Origin of the sequence: Amorphoplanes friuliensis DSM 7358 (assembly GCF_000494755.1) — a bacterium.
GTDB classification, from domain to species: domain Bacteria; phylum Actinomycetota; class Actinomycetes; order Mycobacteriales; family Micromonosporaceae; genus Actinoplanes; species Actinoplanes friuliensis.
In genome coordinates this window covers 265,368-280,695 of the sequence record NC_022657.1, presented here as the reverse complement: position 1 = coordinate 280,695, position 15,328 = coordinate 265,368, and the positions used below count along the sequence as shown (strand labels likewise).

General features: G+C 69.4%; 12 protein-coding genes. 4 read left to right on the top strand and 8 right to left on the bottom strand.

All coding sequences use genetic code 11. The features are described from left to right. Nucleotides 1-122: 122 nt before the first annotated feature. The 6 genes from ccsB to hemL are packed head-to-tail and all read right to left on the bottom strand — an operon-like array spanning nt 123 to nt 6,093. Entirely contained in the window at nt 123-1,097 is a 975-nt protein-coding gene (gene ccsB, locus AFR_RS01395) for a c-type cytochrome biogenesis protein CcsB (RefSeq protein WP_023357501.1), read from the bottom strand. Then, nucleotides 1,097-2,716 (bottom strand): cytochrome c biogenesis protein ResB, encoded by a 1,620-nt coding sequence (resB, locus tag AFR_RS01390; protein WP_023357500.1) that lies wholly within the window; start codon nt 2,714-2,716, stop codon nt 1,097-1,099. Before resB ends, ccsB begins: the two co-directional genes overlap by 1 nt. Beyond that, entirely contained in the window at nt 2,713-3,543 is an 831-nt protein-coding gene (locus AFR_RS01385) for a cytochrome c biogenesis CcdA family protein (protein WP_023357499.1), read from the bottom strand. Before AFR_RS01385 ends, resB begins: the two co-directional genes overlap by 4 nt. Beyond that, on the bottom strand, nt 3,543-4,106 hold the full coding sequence (locus AFR_RS01380) for a TlpA family protein disulfide reductase (RefSeq protein WP_023357498.1): 564 nt from the start codon (nt 4,104-4,106) through the stop codon (nt 3,543-3,545). Before AFR_RS01380 ends, AFR_RS01385 begins: the two co-directional genes overlap by 1 nt. Beyond that, nucleotides 4,103-4,759, bottom strand: coding sequence for a histidine phosphatase family protein (locus tag AFR_RS01375; RefSeq protein ID WP_023357497.1), 657 nt, complete (start codon nt 4,757-4,759; stop codon nt 4,103-4,105). The genes AFR_RS01380 and AFR_RS01375 overlap by 4 nt, the downstream gene beginning before the upstream one ends. Beyond that, nucleotides 4,756-6,093 carry a glutamate-1-semialdehyde 2,1-aminomutase gene (hemL, locus tag AFR_RS01370; protein WP_023357496.1) on the bottom strand — a complete coding sequence of 446 codons (1,338 nt, stop codon included), beginning with the start codon at nt 6,091-6,093 and terminating at the stop codon, nt 4,756-4,758. The genes AFR_RS01375 and hemL overlap by 4 nt, the downstream gene beginning before the upstream one ends. A 146-nt stretch (nt 6,094-6,239) precedes the next feature. On the opposite strand from hemL, the gene AFR_RS01365 reads away from it, so the two are divergent. The 3 genes from AFR_RS01365 to AFR_RS01355 all read left to right on the top strand — a co-directional run bounded on the left by AFR_RS01365 (nt 6,240) and on the right by AFR_RS01355 (nt 7,933). Beyond that, nucleotides 6,240-6,566 carry an STAS domain-containing protein gene (locus AFR_RS01365; RefSeq protein WP_023357495.1) on the top strand — a complete coding sequence of 109 codons (327 nt, stop codon included), beginning with the start codon at nt 6,240-6,242 and terminating at the stop codon, nt 6,564-6,566. 111 nt (nt 6,567-6,677) lie between these two features. Continuing rightward, entirely contained in the window at nt 6,678-7,052 is a 375-nt protein-coding gene (locus tag AFR_RS01360) for a VOC family protein (RefSeq protein ID WP_023357494.1), read from the top strand. A gap of 80 nt (nt 7,053-7,132) precedes the next feature. Continuing rightward, nucleotides 7,133-7,933, top strand: coding sequence for an LLM class flavin-dependent oxidoreductase (locus AFR_RS01355; RefSeq protein ID WP_023357493.1), 801 nt, complete (start codon nt 7,133-7,135; stop codon nt 7,931-7,933). On the opposite strand, the gene AFR_RS01350 is transcribed toward AFR_RS01355, so the two are convergent. Both AFR_RS01350 and AFR_RS01345 read right to left on the bottom strand, forming a co-directional pair. Beyond that, nucleotides 7,930-8,478 (bottom strand): response regulator, encoded by a 549-nt coding sequence (locus tag AFR_RS01350; protein WP_023357492.1) that lies wholly within the window; start codon nt 8,476-8,478, stop codon nt 7,930-7,932. The two genes, AFR_RS01355 and AFR_RS01350, sit on opposite strands and share 4 nt — an antisense overlap. After that, on the bottom strand, nt 8,471-12,871 hold the full coding sequence (locus tag AFR_RS01345; RefSeq protein ID WP_023357491.1) for a HAMP domain-containing hybrid sensor histidine kinase/response regulator: 4,401 nt from the start codon (nt 12,869-12,871) through the stop codon (nt 8,471-8,473). Before AFR_RS01345 ends, AFR_RS01350 begins: the two co-directional genes overlap by 8 nt. A gap of 112 nt (nt 12,872-12,983) precedes the next feature. Here AFR_RS01345 and AFR_RS01340 point away from each other — a divergent pair, with 112 nt between their 5' ends. Then, nucleotides 12,984-14,993, top strand: coding sequence for a SpoIIE family protein phosphatase (locus AFR_RS01340; protein ID WP_052359286.1), 2,010 nt, complete (start codon nt 12,984-12,986; stop codon nt 14,991-14,993). Nucleotides 14,994-15,328 lie beyond the last annotated feature (335 nt).

Genomic DNA, 15,328 nt, shown 5'->3' with positions numbered 1-15,328 from the left:
GAGGGTGAGTACGCACGCAGCCGGCAATCGGCGGGAGCGACGGTCAGCACCGCCCACCCGGCTACGACAGAAAGACCTTGACCTGTAAGCGGGTTCTCGTAACCGCGAGCTACGACTCTCGCCTACATGCCGCCGGCGTTGGCGTAGCTGTGGAGGCCTTCGAAGAAGAGGTTGACGCCGAAGAGGTTCATCAGCATGGTGGCGAAGCCGACCAGGGCGATCCACGTTGCCGTGGTGCGCTTCACGCTCGGGGTGGCTCGGGCGTGGAGGTACGCGGCGTAGACGACCCAGGAGATGAAGGCCCAGACCTCTTTGGGGTCCCAGCCCCAGTAGCGGCCCCAGGAGGCTTCGGCCCAGAGCGGGCCGGCGATCAGGGCGCCGAAGGTGAAGAGGGGGAAGGCGAACGCGTGCAGGCGGAATGTCAGGCGTTCGAGGGTGGCGGCGGGCGGGACCTTCGCGCCCAGGGTGTACGGGAAGCGGCGCTTGCCCTGGTCGTAGCCGGTTTTGACCAGGAACATCGCGGCTGGGACGGCGCCGATGAGCAGGATGCCGGACGCCAGGATGATCGTCGAGACGTGGATGATGTACCAGTACGAGTTCAGTGCCGGGACCAGCGGGCCGACCGGGGTGTACGCGATCAGGCCGGCCGCGCCCAGGAGCACCACCAGGGCCAGCGCGGCGAAGAGGCCGAGGTGGCGGACCGTGGGTTTGCGGGTGAGGACGCCCAGCCAGACTGCGGAGGCGACCAGGGTCACGACGAGGATGAACTCGTACATGTTGCCCCAGGGCATGCGGTCGGCGGCGAGGCCGCGGGTGACCACTGTGGCGAAGTGCAGGGCGAAGGCGAGCCAGTTGAGGCCGACGCCGATCAGGCCGAGGAGGGCGCCGCGGTCGCGTTTCGGCGGCTCCTCGACAACAAGATCATCGGGCGGTGGTGAGACCGGGGCGCCGGCGCCGACGAGTTGCTGGGCCGGGCGGGTGGCGGCGCGGCCGATGTGGCTGCGGTTGCCGAACGCGTACTCGGCGGCGTAACAGACCATTGCGGCCAGGTAGGCCAGCACGGTCAGGGCCATCAACTGGTTGGACCAATCCGCCATCACGGCGTCCTCTCATCCCGCACCGCGGCCACGACCTGCGCGAACTCCTCTTCGAAGCCCGGATAGTCGGTGCGCGGCAGGCCACCGGCCTCCATCAAACTACCGCCGTCGCCGGCCCCGGACGTCTCAGGGGGCGAAACACGGAACCACACCCGGCGACGGCGTCCGCCGAGCGACAGCATCAGCCCCAGCAGGCCGACGACCGCACCACCGAGCACCAGGGGCTGGGTGGGGTCGTAACGGACCGACAGGGTGGCGAACTGGCGGGTGCCGAGGAACTCGAGCTTGGTGCCGTCGTCGAGCGTCCACGTCTGGCCGACCGCGAGACGCTGCGGGCGTACGCCGCTGACCTGCTTGAGCTGGCCGTTGGCGAGCTGCGAGCGGTCGAGCGCGTAGACCGAGCCGGGCAGGCCCGCGTCGACACCCAGATTTCCCCGGTACGCGGACAGGTACAGCGCCGGGTCGCGTTCGGCGGGGAACACCGAGTTCGGGGTGCCCTTCGGGTCGACCGTGGGCAGGTAGACGCCCTCGAAGGCGACCTGGAGGTCCTCGTCGCGCTTGTTCGTCTTGGGGTCGATGTTGACGTCGGGGAACTGCACGACGCCCTCGCTGGTCTGCATCGCGTCGCGCGGGAGGAACGGCACGATCCTGGTCTGCTGCTCGCCGAAGCGGTCCGTGTAGCGCAGGATCGGGGCGTACCCGTGCCCGAGCAGGTGGACGCTGGCCTGCGGCAGGCGCAGCGGGTGGTTGACCGTGAACTCCTCGGCCCGCCACGGACCGTCCTGCTTGTCCTGCACGTCGACCTTGGCACCGAACGACTTCGGCTGGCCGGTGTCCTGGAACGTCGCGGAGAAGTCGGTCAGCCGCAGGCAGAAGAAGGGCAGGTTCGACGCGTCGATGCGCGGGCCGAGGGACGACTCGTCGTACTGCGTCACCGAGTTGCAGAAGCCGCGGTCGTTGCCCTGGACGAGGAGGCGGTTGCCGTGCCAGCCGTACCAGTGGCCGAAACCGACACCGACCAGGACCGCGAGCAGCGCGAAGTGGAAGAAGAGGTTGCCGGTCTCTTTGAGGTAGCCCTTTTCGGCGGAGACCGTCCAGGTGCCGTCGGAACGCTCACGCACCACGGTCCGGAAGCGGCGGCGGCGCAGGGTCGCCGCGATGGTCGCGGCGGCGGCGGCCGGGTCGTCGGGTCGCGCTTCTGCCGCCGCATGCTGCGGCAGCCGCTCCAGCCTGCGAGGAGCTTCCGGGGGTACGGTGCGGAGCGCGCGGAAGTGGTCAGCCAGGCGCGGCACCACACAGCCGATCAGCGACGTGAAGAGCAGCAGGTAGATCGCCGCGAACCAGGGTGACGCGTAGACGTCGAAGCCACCGAGACGGTCCAGGAACGGCGCCAGCTCGGGGTGCTCACGGAAGTAGCCGGCGACGTTCTCCGCGTTGACCGAACGCTGCGGCAGCACCGAGCCCGGGATAGCCGCGACAGCCAGCAGGAAAAGCAGGACCAGGGCCGTACGCATGCTGGTGAGCTGCCGCCACGAGTTGCGCAGCAGAGCCCACGCGCGGTTGGGCCGGCGCGGCGGCGGGGCGTCCGCGGGCGCCGGGCGCTCCTCGACGACGGTCACAGCAGCGTCCCGGCGTCGAAGTTGAACGTGGTCACGAGCCAGATGAGGAAGTTGTTCCAGCCGCCGGTGACCAGGGCGATGCCGACCGCGATCAGCAGCACACCGCCGACGCGGGTCACCCAGCGGCTGTTGCGGCGTACGGCCTTGAAGACGCCGAGCAGCCGCCGGAAGAAGAGGCCGAAGAGCACGAACGGAATGCCCAGGCCCAAGCTGTACGCCAGGGCGAGCACCACCGCGCGGTCGGTCTGCCCGCTGGTGGTGGCCAGGCCGAGGACCGCCCCGAGGGTGGGTCCGGTGCAGGGCAGCCAGGAGAGGCCGAAGAGCGCACCGAAGACGGGTGCGCCGGCCAGTCCGGCGTTCGGGATCCATTTGACCCGGGCCTGACCCTGCAGGCCGGGAACGACGCCGAGGAAGACCAGGCCGAGGACGATGATCAGGCTGCCGAGGACGATGTTCAGGGTGCGTTCGTGGGTCTTGAGCGCCAGGCCGATGTTGGCGACCAGGGTGGCGAGCAGCATGAAGACCACCGCGAAGCCGACCACAAAGAGGACGGTGCCGGCGAGCACACGCCCGCGGCCGGCAGTCTGCGTCTCCGGCGGTTTGGTCTTCACCGCCACGGATCCGGCGGCAGCAACCTCTTCTTTTGGTGCAACGCCGAGGGCGGAGTCGAGATCCGCACCGGCGAGCCCGGTCACGTACGACAGGTAGCCCGGCATCAGCGGCAGCACACACGGCGACAGGAAGCTGACCAGCCCGGCGATCGCGGCAGCACCGATGGCGAGCAGCAGCGGGCCGTTGCTCGCGACGTCGGCGAAGGTCTCACCCATCAGCCGGTCTCCTCGGCCGCGATACGTTCCACCAACGGTTGTAGCTCACCGACCGTGGTGGCGCGGCGCAGGCCCACGGCGATCCGGCCCTGACGGTCCAGGATCAGTGTCGCGGGGGTGCTGACCTGGGTGACGTCGAACTTCAGGGCGACACTGCCGTCCTGGTCGAAGATGCTCTGATAGGTGACCCGGCCCCGGTCGAACGCCTTCGCGGCGTCCCGGTCGTCGCGCGAGTTGACCCCGACAAAGGTGACGTTCTTCGCCTTGGTCGCCTGGAACGTCTGCTCCAGGTCGTCGGCCTCCGCCCGGCACGGGTTGCACCACGAACCCCAGAAGTTGACGACGACAACCTTGCCGCGGTCCTGCGAGACGTCGTACTTGTTGCCGTCGAGCAGCTCACCGGTGACCGCGCGGGCCTCCGGGCGCTGGTCAGGCGTGCACTCGATGACACCCTCGGGGTTGGTCGTGCACTTCTTCTCCCAGCTCTCACTGCCGCAACCGGCCAGCAGACCGGCTGCGACCGTGGCGGCGAGCACGACTGCGGAGAACCGGCGCACGGTCATGCCCCCTTGGCCGTCCGGGCGCTGGGAGACATCGCCACGAGCGCGGCGGCCGGCTCGGCGTACTCGACCCCGACGATCTTGGCGTCCTCGAAGACGAAGGACGTCAGGCTGGCCAGGCCGCACTGACGTTTGCGCGGGTCGTGCCAGAGACGCTTCTTCTCGACATAGCGGCGCAGCGTCCAGATCGGCAACTGGTGCGAGACGCAGACGGCCTCGTGCCCCTCGGCGGCAACCCGCGCGGCCTGGATCGCGGCGAACATCCGCTGGGCGATGACCAGGTAGGCCTCACCCCAGGACGGCGTGATCGGATCGCGCAGCACCCACCAGTTCCGCGGGTTGGTGAACGCGCCGTCGCCGACGGACACCTTCTTGCCCTCGAAGAAGTTCGCGCTCTCGATCAGCCGGGTGTCGGTGGCCGTCTCCAGCTTGAACTGGGCCGCGAACGGCTCGGCCGTCTCCTGCGCACGCTCGAGCGGGCTCGCCACCACGTGCGTGATGTCACGGTCCGTGAGTGCCTCGGTGGCGGCCTTGGCCATCTGGCGGCCCAGCTCCGAGAGGTGGAAATCGGGCAGGCGGCCGTACAGGATCTTGCCCGGGTTGTGGACCTCGCCGTGCCTCAGCACGTGCACCGTGGTCCTGGTCGGCTCGCTCAAGATGAGGCTCCCCCCGCTGCTGCGGCCGCGCGCGCTGCTGCGGGCAGCGCCGCGCCGATCTGCTCCAACGCGGCGTCGTCCAGCGCCGCCGAAACGAACCACGACTCGAACGCGCTCGGCGGCAGGTAGACGCCGCGCGACAGCATCGCGTGGAAGAACGCCTTGAACGCCCCCGCGTTCTGGGTCTTCGCCGAGTCGTAGTCCACGACGTCGACGTCCGTGAAGAAGATCGAGAACATGTTGCCGGCGTAGGACAGCCGGTGCGGCACGCCAGCGGTGTTCAGCGCGTCCGAGGTCAGCGCGCCGACGGTCGCGGACAGCTCGTCGAGGCGCTTGTAAACGCTGTCGTCGGCCAGTCGCAGGCTGGTCAGCCCGGCCGCGCAGGCCAGCGGGTTTCCCGACAGCGTGCCGGCCTGATAGACCGGACCGGCCGGCGCCAGGCGGGACATGATCTCGGTGCGGCCCCCGAAGGCCGCGGCGGGCAGACCCCCACCCATGACCTTCCCGTACGTGAAAAGGTCCGCGTCGACGGGCTCGAGACCCGCCCAGCCGCCCGGCGACACCCGGAAACCGGTCATCACCTCGTCGACCACGAGCAGGGCGCCGTTCGCCCGGGTGATCTCGGCCAGCCGCTGGTTGAAGCCCTCACGCGGCGCGATCACGCCCATGTTCCCGGCTGCGGCCTCGGTGATGACCGCGGCGATGTCGTCGTTCTCGCGGAAGACAGCCTCGACCGCGGAGATGTCGTTGTAGGGCAGCACGATCGTCTCGCTGGCCGCCGCACCGGTCACCCCGGGCGAGTCGGGCAGGCCCAGCGTCGCGACGCCGGAGCCGGCCGCAGCCAGCAGCGCGTCGACGTGCCCGTGATAGCAGCCGGCGAACTTCACGATCTTGCTGCGGCCGGTGAACCCGCGGGCCAGCCGGATCGCGGTCATCGTGGCCTCGGTGCCCGAGCTGACCAGGCGCACCTGCTCCACCGGCGTACGCCGGACGATCTCCTCGGCCAGCTCGACCTCACCCTCGGTGGGCGTACCGAAGCTGGTCCCCAGAGCGGCCGCGCGCTGGACCGCGGCGACGATCGCCGGGTGCGCGTGCCCGTGGATCAGCGGGCCCCACGAGCAGACCAGGTCCACGTAACGACGGCCGTCGGCGTCGACCATCCACGGGCCCTCGCCGCGGACCATGAACCGGGGCGTCCCGCCCACGGACTTGAACGCTCGCACGGGTGAATTGACCCCGCCGGGAACGATGTCCTTGGCGCGGTCAAACAGGGCCTGGGAGACCGGGGCCTCGTCCGGGTACGGACTGCCCGCGGCTGGGTATGAGGTGGTCACGGTGGATCCTATTCTGTCAGCGCCCTCCGGCGGCCGCCTTAGCAGCCCCGGGGCCGGGTTGTACAGGTCACCATCGGACGAGCGGCCGGGACGCACCGAACCGTGCCCGGCAGGCTGGATGCACCAGCCCGCGATAGGCTGATCCGGTGGAGCGACCGGAGCTGTCCATCGCGGTTCAGCGAGCCCCCGACGAGGTTGTCTTCCACCTCGCCGGGGAGATCGACGTGCTCACGGTGACCAAATTGACGGCCATGGTCAACGAAACCCTCCTCGAACCGCCCGCCCGGATCGTCCTGGACATGGCCGGTGTGACCTTCTGCGACTCACAGGGCCTGGGCACGCTGGTCGTGCTCAGCCGTAAGGCCCAGCATGCCCGCACGGTGCTGGCTCTCGCCAACGTCGGCGACTTCCTGTTGCGCGTCCTGGACATCACGGGCCTGCGCAGCGCCCTGATGATTTCCTCCAGCACCTGATAAATTCCTCCTGAGCCCCGGATGGGCCGACTCGGAGGGAAGGCGTTCCGTGGGTTCATCCGTCGTGCATGGCTGCTCTCCGAGTTCTCGGATCGAGCAGCGAGGAAAGCCTTGAGCGCAACGTTCAACCACACCATCATCGCGTCGAAGAACCGCCACGAATCGGCGGCGTTCTTCCACGACCTCCTCGAAGCCGAAGAGGCCCCGGCCTGGGGCTTTTTCGCCAACCTGAAGCTGGACGGCGGGGTGCTCCTGCAGTTCGCGGAGCCGCCCGTCGACATCCAGCCGCAGCACTACGCGTTCCTGCTCGACGACGAGCTCTTCGACCGTGCGTACGCCAAGGTCCGCGAGCGCGGGATCGAGCACTGGGCCGACCCGCAGATGAAGCGGGCCGGCGAGACGAACACCGAGCACGGTGGTCGCGGCGTCTACTTCCGGGACCCCGCCGGTCACTTCGTCGAGCTGATCACCCGCCCGTACCTGTGACGGGTCTACGCCACCCGGCGTAGTCCGGAGGCCGCCCGTGGGAGGACGTCCCGGCCCACGGGCGGCACCAGGGTGGAGCCATGAGTTTTCGATTCGGCGTTGTTGCCGGCCGGGCGCGGACCGGTGCGGAGTGGATCACCACAGCACAGCGGGCCGAGGAGCTTGGCTACGACAGCCTGCTCGTGCCCGACACCCTGCACACGCTGTCACCGTTCGCCGCGCTCGCCGCGGCCGCCACCGCGACGACCACGCTGCGGCTCGGCACCTACGTGCTCAGTGCACCGAACAGGTCACCGGGCCTCGTCGCCTGGGAGACCCGCAGTCTGCAGCTGCTCAGCAGCGGCCGGTTCGAGCTGGGCATCGGCGGCGGCCGGCCGGGTGCCGAACGCGACGCCGCTGCGCTGGGCGGGGAGTTCGGCTCTCCCGGCGAGCGGCTGCGGCGGGTCGCGGAGACCATCCGGCAGGTGCGGGAAGACCCCGATGCGCCACCCGTCCTGGTCGCGGCGAGCGGGCCGCGCATGCTTCGCCTGGCCGTCGAGCAGGCCGACATCGTCGCGCTCGGCCTCCCACCGCAGACAACCGAGGAGGAGCTGGCGGCGACGGTCGCAGGGCTGGGAAACAGCCCTGCTGAGCTGCACGTCAACGTCGCCGCAGTGGCCGAGTCGGTCGACGGCATCCCGGAGTGGCTGTCGCGCATGGTCGGCGGCGATCCCCGCGAGATGGCCGCGGCCGGCGGGATCGCTTTCCTGATCGGCACGGCCGAGCAGATCGCGGACAAGCTGCTCCGCCGCCGCGACGAGCTCGGCATCTCCTACATCGGAGTCAGCGGCCTCTTCCTGGAGCAGTTCGCCCCCGTGCTGAAGCTGCTGCGCTCGGCCTAGTTGCCCCAGCGGGCCTTTTCGAGCAGGTCGAGGGCCTCGGCGGCGGCTTCGTCGCCGCCGGCGCGGAGGGTGCGGGCGGCCTCGTCGACCAGGTCGGTCAGACGTTGCCACTGCGTCTCGCGTTCGCGGGTGGCCTCGGCCTGAGCCTTGAGCTGCTGGGTCTTGGTCCAGAGCTCGACGAAGATGGACACCTTCGCGCGCAGCACCCACGGGTCGAACGGCTTGGTCAGGTAGTCGACCGCGCCGACGGCGTAACCACGGAGGGCCAGCTGGGCGTCGCGGTCGGCGGCCGTCAGGAACAGGATCGGGACGTGCCGGGTGCGTTCGCGGCGCTTGATGTGGCCGGCGGTCTCGAAGCCGTCCATGTTGGGCATCTGCGCGTCGAGCAGGATCACGGCGAAGTCGTCGACCAGCAGCTGCTTCAGCGCCGCCTCGCCGCTCTCCACCGCGACCGCCTGCACGGGCAGGCCCTGCAGGATCGCCTCCAGGGCCAGCAGGTTGTCGCGCCGGTCGTCGACCAGCAGGGCCTTGGCTCGCTCAGCCACGCTCACTCTCCGTCCCGGAGGTATCGGATGCGTTCACCCATCGGGCCATCAGCTCGATCAGCTCGTCCAGGTCGACGGGCTTGGTGATGTAGTCACTGGCACCTGCGGCGAGCGCCGACTCGCGGTCGCCGGGCATCGCCTTCGCCGTCAGGAACACTACCGGTAGGTCCGCGAAGCGCTGATTGCGGCGAATTCCGCGGGTTGTCTCGTAGCCGTCCTGCTCGGGCATCATCGCGTCCATCAGGACGATGTCGACCTCGGGGTGCTCGGCCAGCAGCCGGACACCGTCGACGCCGTTGTCGGAGTAGAGGACGTTCAGGCCGTGCATCTCGAGGGCGCTGGTCAGGGCAAAGACGTTCCGGACGTCGTCGTCGACGATCAGGACCGTCGCGCCGTCGAGCTGGCGGCTGGCCGGGCTGACCGTGTGGGTCTCCACCTCCGGGCGGGCGGTGATCAGGGGCAGGTCCAGGGACGACAGCTGGGCGCGGCGGGGTTGCGCCGGCGCGGCCGGCAGCTGCGGCAGGGAGGGCGCCGGGACCGCGTCGGCCACCAGGGCGTCCGGCATGTAGAGCGTGAACGTCGAGCCTTCGCCGGGCGCCGACGAGACCACGATCGTGCCGCCGAGCAGCGCCGCGAACTCGCGGCTGATCGACAGGCCCAGGCCGGTGCCGCCGTACTTGCGGCTGGTCGTGCCGTCGGCCTGCTGGAACGCCTCGAAGATCAGGCTGAGCTTCTCGTCGGAGATGCCGATGCCGGTGTCGGTCACCGCGAACGCCACCACCTGGTTGGCCGCGGCCAGCCCGGGGATGTCGAAATCGATGTGGGCCGGCGCCGGGTAGATCTTCAGGGTCACCGAGCCGTTGTCGGTGAACTTGACCGCGTTGGAGAGCAGGTTGCGCAGGATCTGCTGCAGCCGCTGCGCGTCCGTGACGATCGAGTCGGGCAGGTCGGCGGAGACGTCCACCCGGAACTCGAGGCTCTTCTCCTCGGCCTGCGGGGTGAAGGCCTGCTCGACGTAACTGCGGACACCGTCGAAGTCGACCTGGTCCGGCTCGACGTCCATCCGGCCGGCCTCGATCTTGCTGAGGTCGAGGATGTCGTCGATCAGCGACAGCAGGTCGGAGCCGGCGCTGTGAATCGTGCGCGCGAACTCGATCTGCTTCTCCGTCAGGTTGTGCTCGGAGTTGTCGGCCAGCAGCCGGGCCAGCAGCAGCAGCGAGTTCAGCGGCGTCCGCAGCTCGTGGCTCATGTTGGCCAGGAACTCCGTCTTGTAGGCCGACGCCCGCGACAGCTGCTGCGCCTTCTCCTCCAGGCCGAGCCGGGCCAGTTCGATCTCGCGGTTCTTCGTCTCGATGTTGGCCTTCTGCTCGCTGAGCAGCTGCGCCTTGTCCTCCAGTTCGGCGTTGGTGCGCTGGAGCTCCGCCGACTGGTCCTGCATCTCCCGGGCCAGGCGCTGCGACTGCGAGAGCAGTTCCTCCGTACGCCGGTTGGCCTGGATCGTGTTGAGCGCGACGCCGATGGTGGCGACCAGGCGCTCCAGGAACGTCAGGTGCAGACCGGAGAACGCGGCGACCGACGCGAACTCGATCACGCCGAGCATCTCGCCCTCGAAGAGCACCGGCAGGACGACCAGGTCGCTCGGCGGCATCGACATGAGGCCCGAGCGCATCGTCAGCACACCGTCGTGTGTCGCGCGTACGCGGATGGTCCGGCGGGAGACGGCGGCCTGGCCGACCAGTCCCTCACCGGGCCCGAAGGTGACCTCCTGGTTGCGGGCGACGTATCCGTAGGAGGCGGCGAGGCGCAGCCGCATCACGGCTTCCTCGTGGTCGACCATGAAGAACGCCCCGAGCTGCGCGTCGACCAGCGGCGTCACCTCGGTCATGATCATGCGGCAGACCTCGCCGAGGTCACGCTGGCCCTGGAGCAGACCGGCGATGCGGGCCAGGTTGGAGTCGAGCCAGCCCTGTTCCGCGTTCGCCTTGGTCGTCTCGCGCAGCGTCACGATCATCTGGTTGATGTTGTCCTTGAGCTCCGCGACCTCACCCTGGGCCTCGACGGCCACGCTCTGGGTCAGGTCACCGCGGGTGACCGACGTGGACACCTGCGCGATGGCCCGCAGCTGGATGGTCAGTGTCGAGGCGAGCTGGTTGACGTTGTCGGTGAGGTCGCGCCACGTACCGGAGACGCCCTTGACCTCGGCCTGACCGCCGAGCTTGCCCTCGATGCCGACCTCGCGGCCGACGCGGGTGACCTCGTTGGCGAAGGACGAGAGCTGGTCGACCATCGTGTTGACGGTGTCCTTGAGCTCGAGGATCTCGCCGCGGGCGTCAACGGTGATCTTCTGCGACATGTCGCCCTTCGCGACGGCCGTGGTGACCGACGCGATGTTGCGGACCTGGGCGGTGAGGTTCGAGGCCATGTAGTTGACGTTGTCGGTCAGGTCGCGCCAGGTGCCGGCGACACCGCGGACCTGCGCCTGGCCACCGAGCTTGCCTTCCGAGCCCACCTCGCGGGCCACCCGCGTGACCTCGTCGGCGAAGGACGACAGCTGGTCGACCATCGTGTTGACGGTCGACTTCAGCTCCAGGATCTCGCCCTGGGCGTCGACCGTGATCTTCTGCGACAGGTCGCCGCGCGCGACGGCGGTGGAGACCTGGGCGATGTTACGAACCTGGGCCGTGAGGTTCGAGGCCATCGAGTTCACGTTGTCGGTCAGGTCGCGCCACGTGCCCGCGACACCGCGGACCTGCGCCTGACCACCGAGCTTGCCCTCGGTGCCGACCTCACGGGCCACCCGCGTGACCTCGTCGGCGAACGACGACAGCTGGTCGACCATCGTGTTGACGGTCGACTTCAGCTCCAGGATCTCGCCGCGGGCGTCAACGGTGATCTTCTGGCCCAGGTCACCCTTCGAGACGGCCGTGGTGACCGAGGCGATGTTGCGGACCTGACTGGTCAGGTTCGACGCCATGTAGTTGACGTTGTCGGTCAGGTCGCGCCACGTACCGGAGACACCCTTGACCTCGGCCTGACCGCCGAGCTTGCCCTCGGAACCGACCTCGCGGGCCACGCGCGTGACCTCGTCGGCGAACGACGACAGCTGGTCGACCATGGTGTTGATCGTGTTCTTCAGCTCGGCGATCTCGCCGCGGGCGTCAACCGTGATCTTCTGCGAGAGGTCACCCTTGGCGACGGCCGTGGAGACCTGGGAGATGTTGCGGACCTGGTCGGTGAGGTTGGCGGCGAGCTGGTTGACGTTCTCGGTGAGGTCACGCCAGGTGCCGGAGACGCCGCGGACCTGGGCCTGACCACCCAGCCGGCCCTCGGTGCCGACCTCGCGGGCCACCCGCGTGACCTCGTCGGCGAACGACGACAGCTGGTCGACCATCGTGTTGACGGTGTCCTTGAGCTCGAGGATCTCGCCCTGCGCGGCCACCGTGATCTTCTGCGACAGGTCACCCTTGGCGACCGCGGTGGAGACCTGCGCGATGTTCCGGACCTGGCTGGTCAGGTTGGACGCCATCGAGTTCACCGAGTCGGTGAGGTCCTTCCAGGTGCCGGCGACGTTCGGCACGTCCGCCTGACCGCCCAGCTTGCCCTCGGTGCCGACCTCGCGGGCCACCCGCGTGACCTGCTCGGCGAAGAGCCGCAGCGTGTCGGTCACGCCGTTCATGGTGTCGGCCAGCTCGGCCACCTCACCCCGGGCCGACACGGTGATCTTCTGCGACAGGTCACCGCGGGCCATCGCCGTCGCGACCTGGGAGATCGAGCGCACCTGATGGGTCAGGTTCGAGGCCATCGTGTTGACGGAGTCGGTGAGGTCCTTCCAGGTGCCGGCCACACCGCGGACGTCGGCCTGACCACCGAGCTCACCCTGCGTACCCACCTCGCGGGCCACCCGGGTCACCTCGGCGGCGAACGAGGACAACTGGTCCACCATCGTGTTCACGACACGACCGATGCGGAGGAATTCACCCCGGAGGGGTCGCCCGTCCATCTCGAGTGCCATGTGCTGCGACAGGTCACCCTCCGCCACCGCGACGATGACCCGGGAGATCTCCGTCGTCGGCCGGCCGAGGTCGTCGATGAGCGAGTTGACCGAGCGCGCGCTGTCCGCCCAGGCGCCGTCGAGGCCCTCCTCGTCCAGGCGCTCGGTCAGGCGGCCGTCCCGTCCGACGATGCGGCTGATGCGGCGTACCTCGAGGTTTTGCCGCTCCTGCAACGACACCACCTCGTTGAACGCGTCCGCGACCTCACCGGCGGCGCCACTGCGCCGGGGCAGCCGGACCTTCAGATCGCCACGACGAACGCGGCGCAGAGCTTCCGCGAGCTCGACGAGCACTTCAGTCTCGTCGGGCACGCCGACATTGACCTGTTTGGTCGCAGTCATGCTGTCCTCACTCGCTGTCCAACGGCTGGGGGCGATCCATCATCCCTCGCCCGGGGTGGTCTGTGCGAGGTGTGGCTTGGTGCATCGCCGGTCGGCAGGAGAGGATGCAGTCGTGTCGGTGGAGGCAGGACATGTTTCGAGCGCCCTCGTGCGCCGCGTACGCCTGCCCAACGACCGGCGTACGCCGGCGGCCGCGCGGGCCCTCGTGCGCTCGATCCTCGAGGAGACCGGGCTGGATTCCCTGGTCAACGAGGCGCTGCTGCTGACGACGGAGCTCTCGACGAACGCCGTCGTGCATGCCGGCACCGAGCTGGACATCGAGGTCGAGGCCGACCGGGGCGGGCTCACCGTCACCGTCACCGACTTTGCGCCCGGACCGGTCGAACAGCTCGCTGTGGGCCCTCGCAACGACAAGTCGGACATCGGCGAGGTAGCGGAGCGTGGTCGCGGGCTGCTGCTCGTGGATCACTTCGCGAGCCGCTGGGGCACCGTGCACGAGGGCACCGGCAAGGGCGTCTGGTTCCGGCTGGAGCGCAAGGGCCCGCTGGGCGCCGAGCCCGCAGCCACCGAGGAGATCACCCCGTCGGTCGGTGAGCTGACCGCACTGCTGCAGATCGGGCCGGAACGAAACTCCGACGACGGTCTCGCCGAGTTCGCCACCGAGCTGCTCTCCCGCCTGGCCCGGCTGACCGGTGCCACCGGCGGTGTCGTCCGGCTCGATCTCGGTGACGGCGGCGGACGTCAGCTGCTGGCACGGCACGGCCGGGCGCCACGGGACGACGCCGAGACCATCCGGGTGCCACTGACGGTGCAGCGGCCGTACTCCGGAGAGCTCGAGCTGGACGCCTCACCCGCCGGATATGCGCAGCCGCTGGCCACCATCGTCGCCGAGCGGTTCTCGCTGCACCTGGAGAACGACCGCCTGCGCCGCGCCGACCTGCGCCGGCAGACCTGGCTGACCTTCCTCGCCGAGGCCAGCGAGCTGCTCGCACAGTCCCTCGACGTCAACCTGACGATGGCGCTGATCCCGCAGCTCGTGGTGCCCCGGCTCGGCCAGTGGTGTGCGGTGCACACCACCGACGCCTGGGGGCGCCTCCAGCTCGCCGCGGCCACGCACGCCGACGAGACCCTGGTGCCGCAGCTGCACGCCATGCTGGCCGAGGCCGGCCCCGAGTCGGTCCTGGCCCGCCTCGAGGAGGCGTCCCGCCTGGGCCAGCAGGTCATGTTCGGTACGCCCCCGGAGGGCTTCGCCGTCCCGCTGGTCGCCCGCGGGCAGCGGCTCGGCACCCTCGCGGTCGGCCGGCACCTGCGCCACCGCCACGACGGTGACGAGGTCGCCGTGCTGGAGGACGTCGCCCGCCGCGCCGCGCTCGCCATCGACAACGCCCGGATCCACGACGAACGCCGCAAGGTCGCCCGCACGCTGCAAGCGTCGCTGCTGCCACCGGCGCTGCCGCACGTCCCGGGCATCGGCTTCGCCGCCGAGTACGTCCCCACGGGCTCCGAGGTCGGCGGCGACTTCTACGACGTCGTCAGCTCCGGCGACGACAGCTGGGTCGTCGTCGTGGGTGACGTCTCCGGCAAGGGCGTCCAGGCCGCCACCGTGACGGGCCTGGTCCGCGACGTGATCCGCATCCTCGTCGACGACGGCAAACCGATGACGGAGATCCTCTGCCGGGTCAACCGCACGCTGGTCCAGCGCGGCGGCGGTCGCTACTGCACCCTGGCCATGGCGTCGGTCTCCCGCGCCGGCACCGACCTCGAGGTCTGCCTCCACCTGGCCGGTCACGACCGGGCCGTTCTCGTACGCGCGGACGGCAAGACCTCGTTCGTCGGCGAAGGCGGCACCGCACTCGGCCTGCTCGAACAGATCGCCTCGCCGGACGCCGCCGTGACCCTCGGGCCGGGCGACTCACTGATCTTCTACACGGACGGCGTGACCGAACGCCGCCGCGGCCGCGAACTGTTCGGCACGGGCCGTCTGCGCGACGCGGCGACTCCGCTGGCGGGATACCCGGCCGACGTGATGGCGGCCCGGCTGCGGTCCACGACCATCAACTTCTCGGTCGAGGAACCCCGCGACGACATCGCGATCCTGGTGCTCCGCAACGACGCCCTCTGATTCGTGACGGACGACACGGCGTCCCCGGGTGCCGTGAAAACAATGCGGAAACATTGTCGAGACGCCCTTTTCATGATCCGTTTTGCGTTCCGCGCGAGGTTTTGTCGCTGCGGATAGTCCGCTTCGCGGTGAATGCCGAAAAGATCAGACCGCTTCTCGGTTCTTGTGCGGGGACAGTCGTCGTAGTGGCGTACACGAATGGACGGACCGGTTTCTGAAGGTCGGACCGACCGGTGAAAGTGGTCTTTCTTCTCGCCCGAAAAGGTGAGCGACCCCCCTAATTGCCGCTGACAGGATTCTCGCGATTCCAGTCCACCAGCGAGTTCCAAGGGGCG

Bases quoted from the DNA above. Each gene is read 5' to 3' on its own strand.
- ccsB (WP_023357501.1), bottom strand. From the start codon at position 1,097: ATGGCGGATTGGTCCAACCAGTTGATGGCCCTGACCGTGCTGGCCTAC.
- AFR_RS01380 (WP_023357498.1), bottom strand. From the start codon at position 4,106: ATGACCGTGCGCCGGTTCTCCGCAGTCGTGCTCGCCGCCACGGTCGCA.
- AFR_RS01385 (WP_023357499.1), bottom strand. From the start codon at position 3,543: ATGGGTGAGACCTTCGCCGACGTCGCGAGCAACGGCCCGCTGCTGCTC.
- AFR_RS01355 (WP_023357493.1), top strand. From the start codon at position 7,133: ATGAGTTTTCGATTCGGCGTTGTTGCCGGCCGGGCGCGGACCGGTGCG.
- AFR_RS01345 (WP_023357491.1), bottom strand. From the start codon at position 12,871: ATGACTGCGACCAAACAGGTCAATGTCGGCGTGCCCGACGAGACTGAA.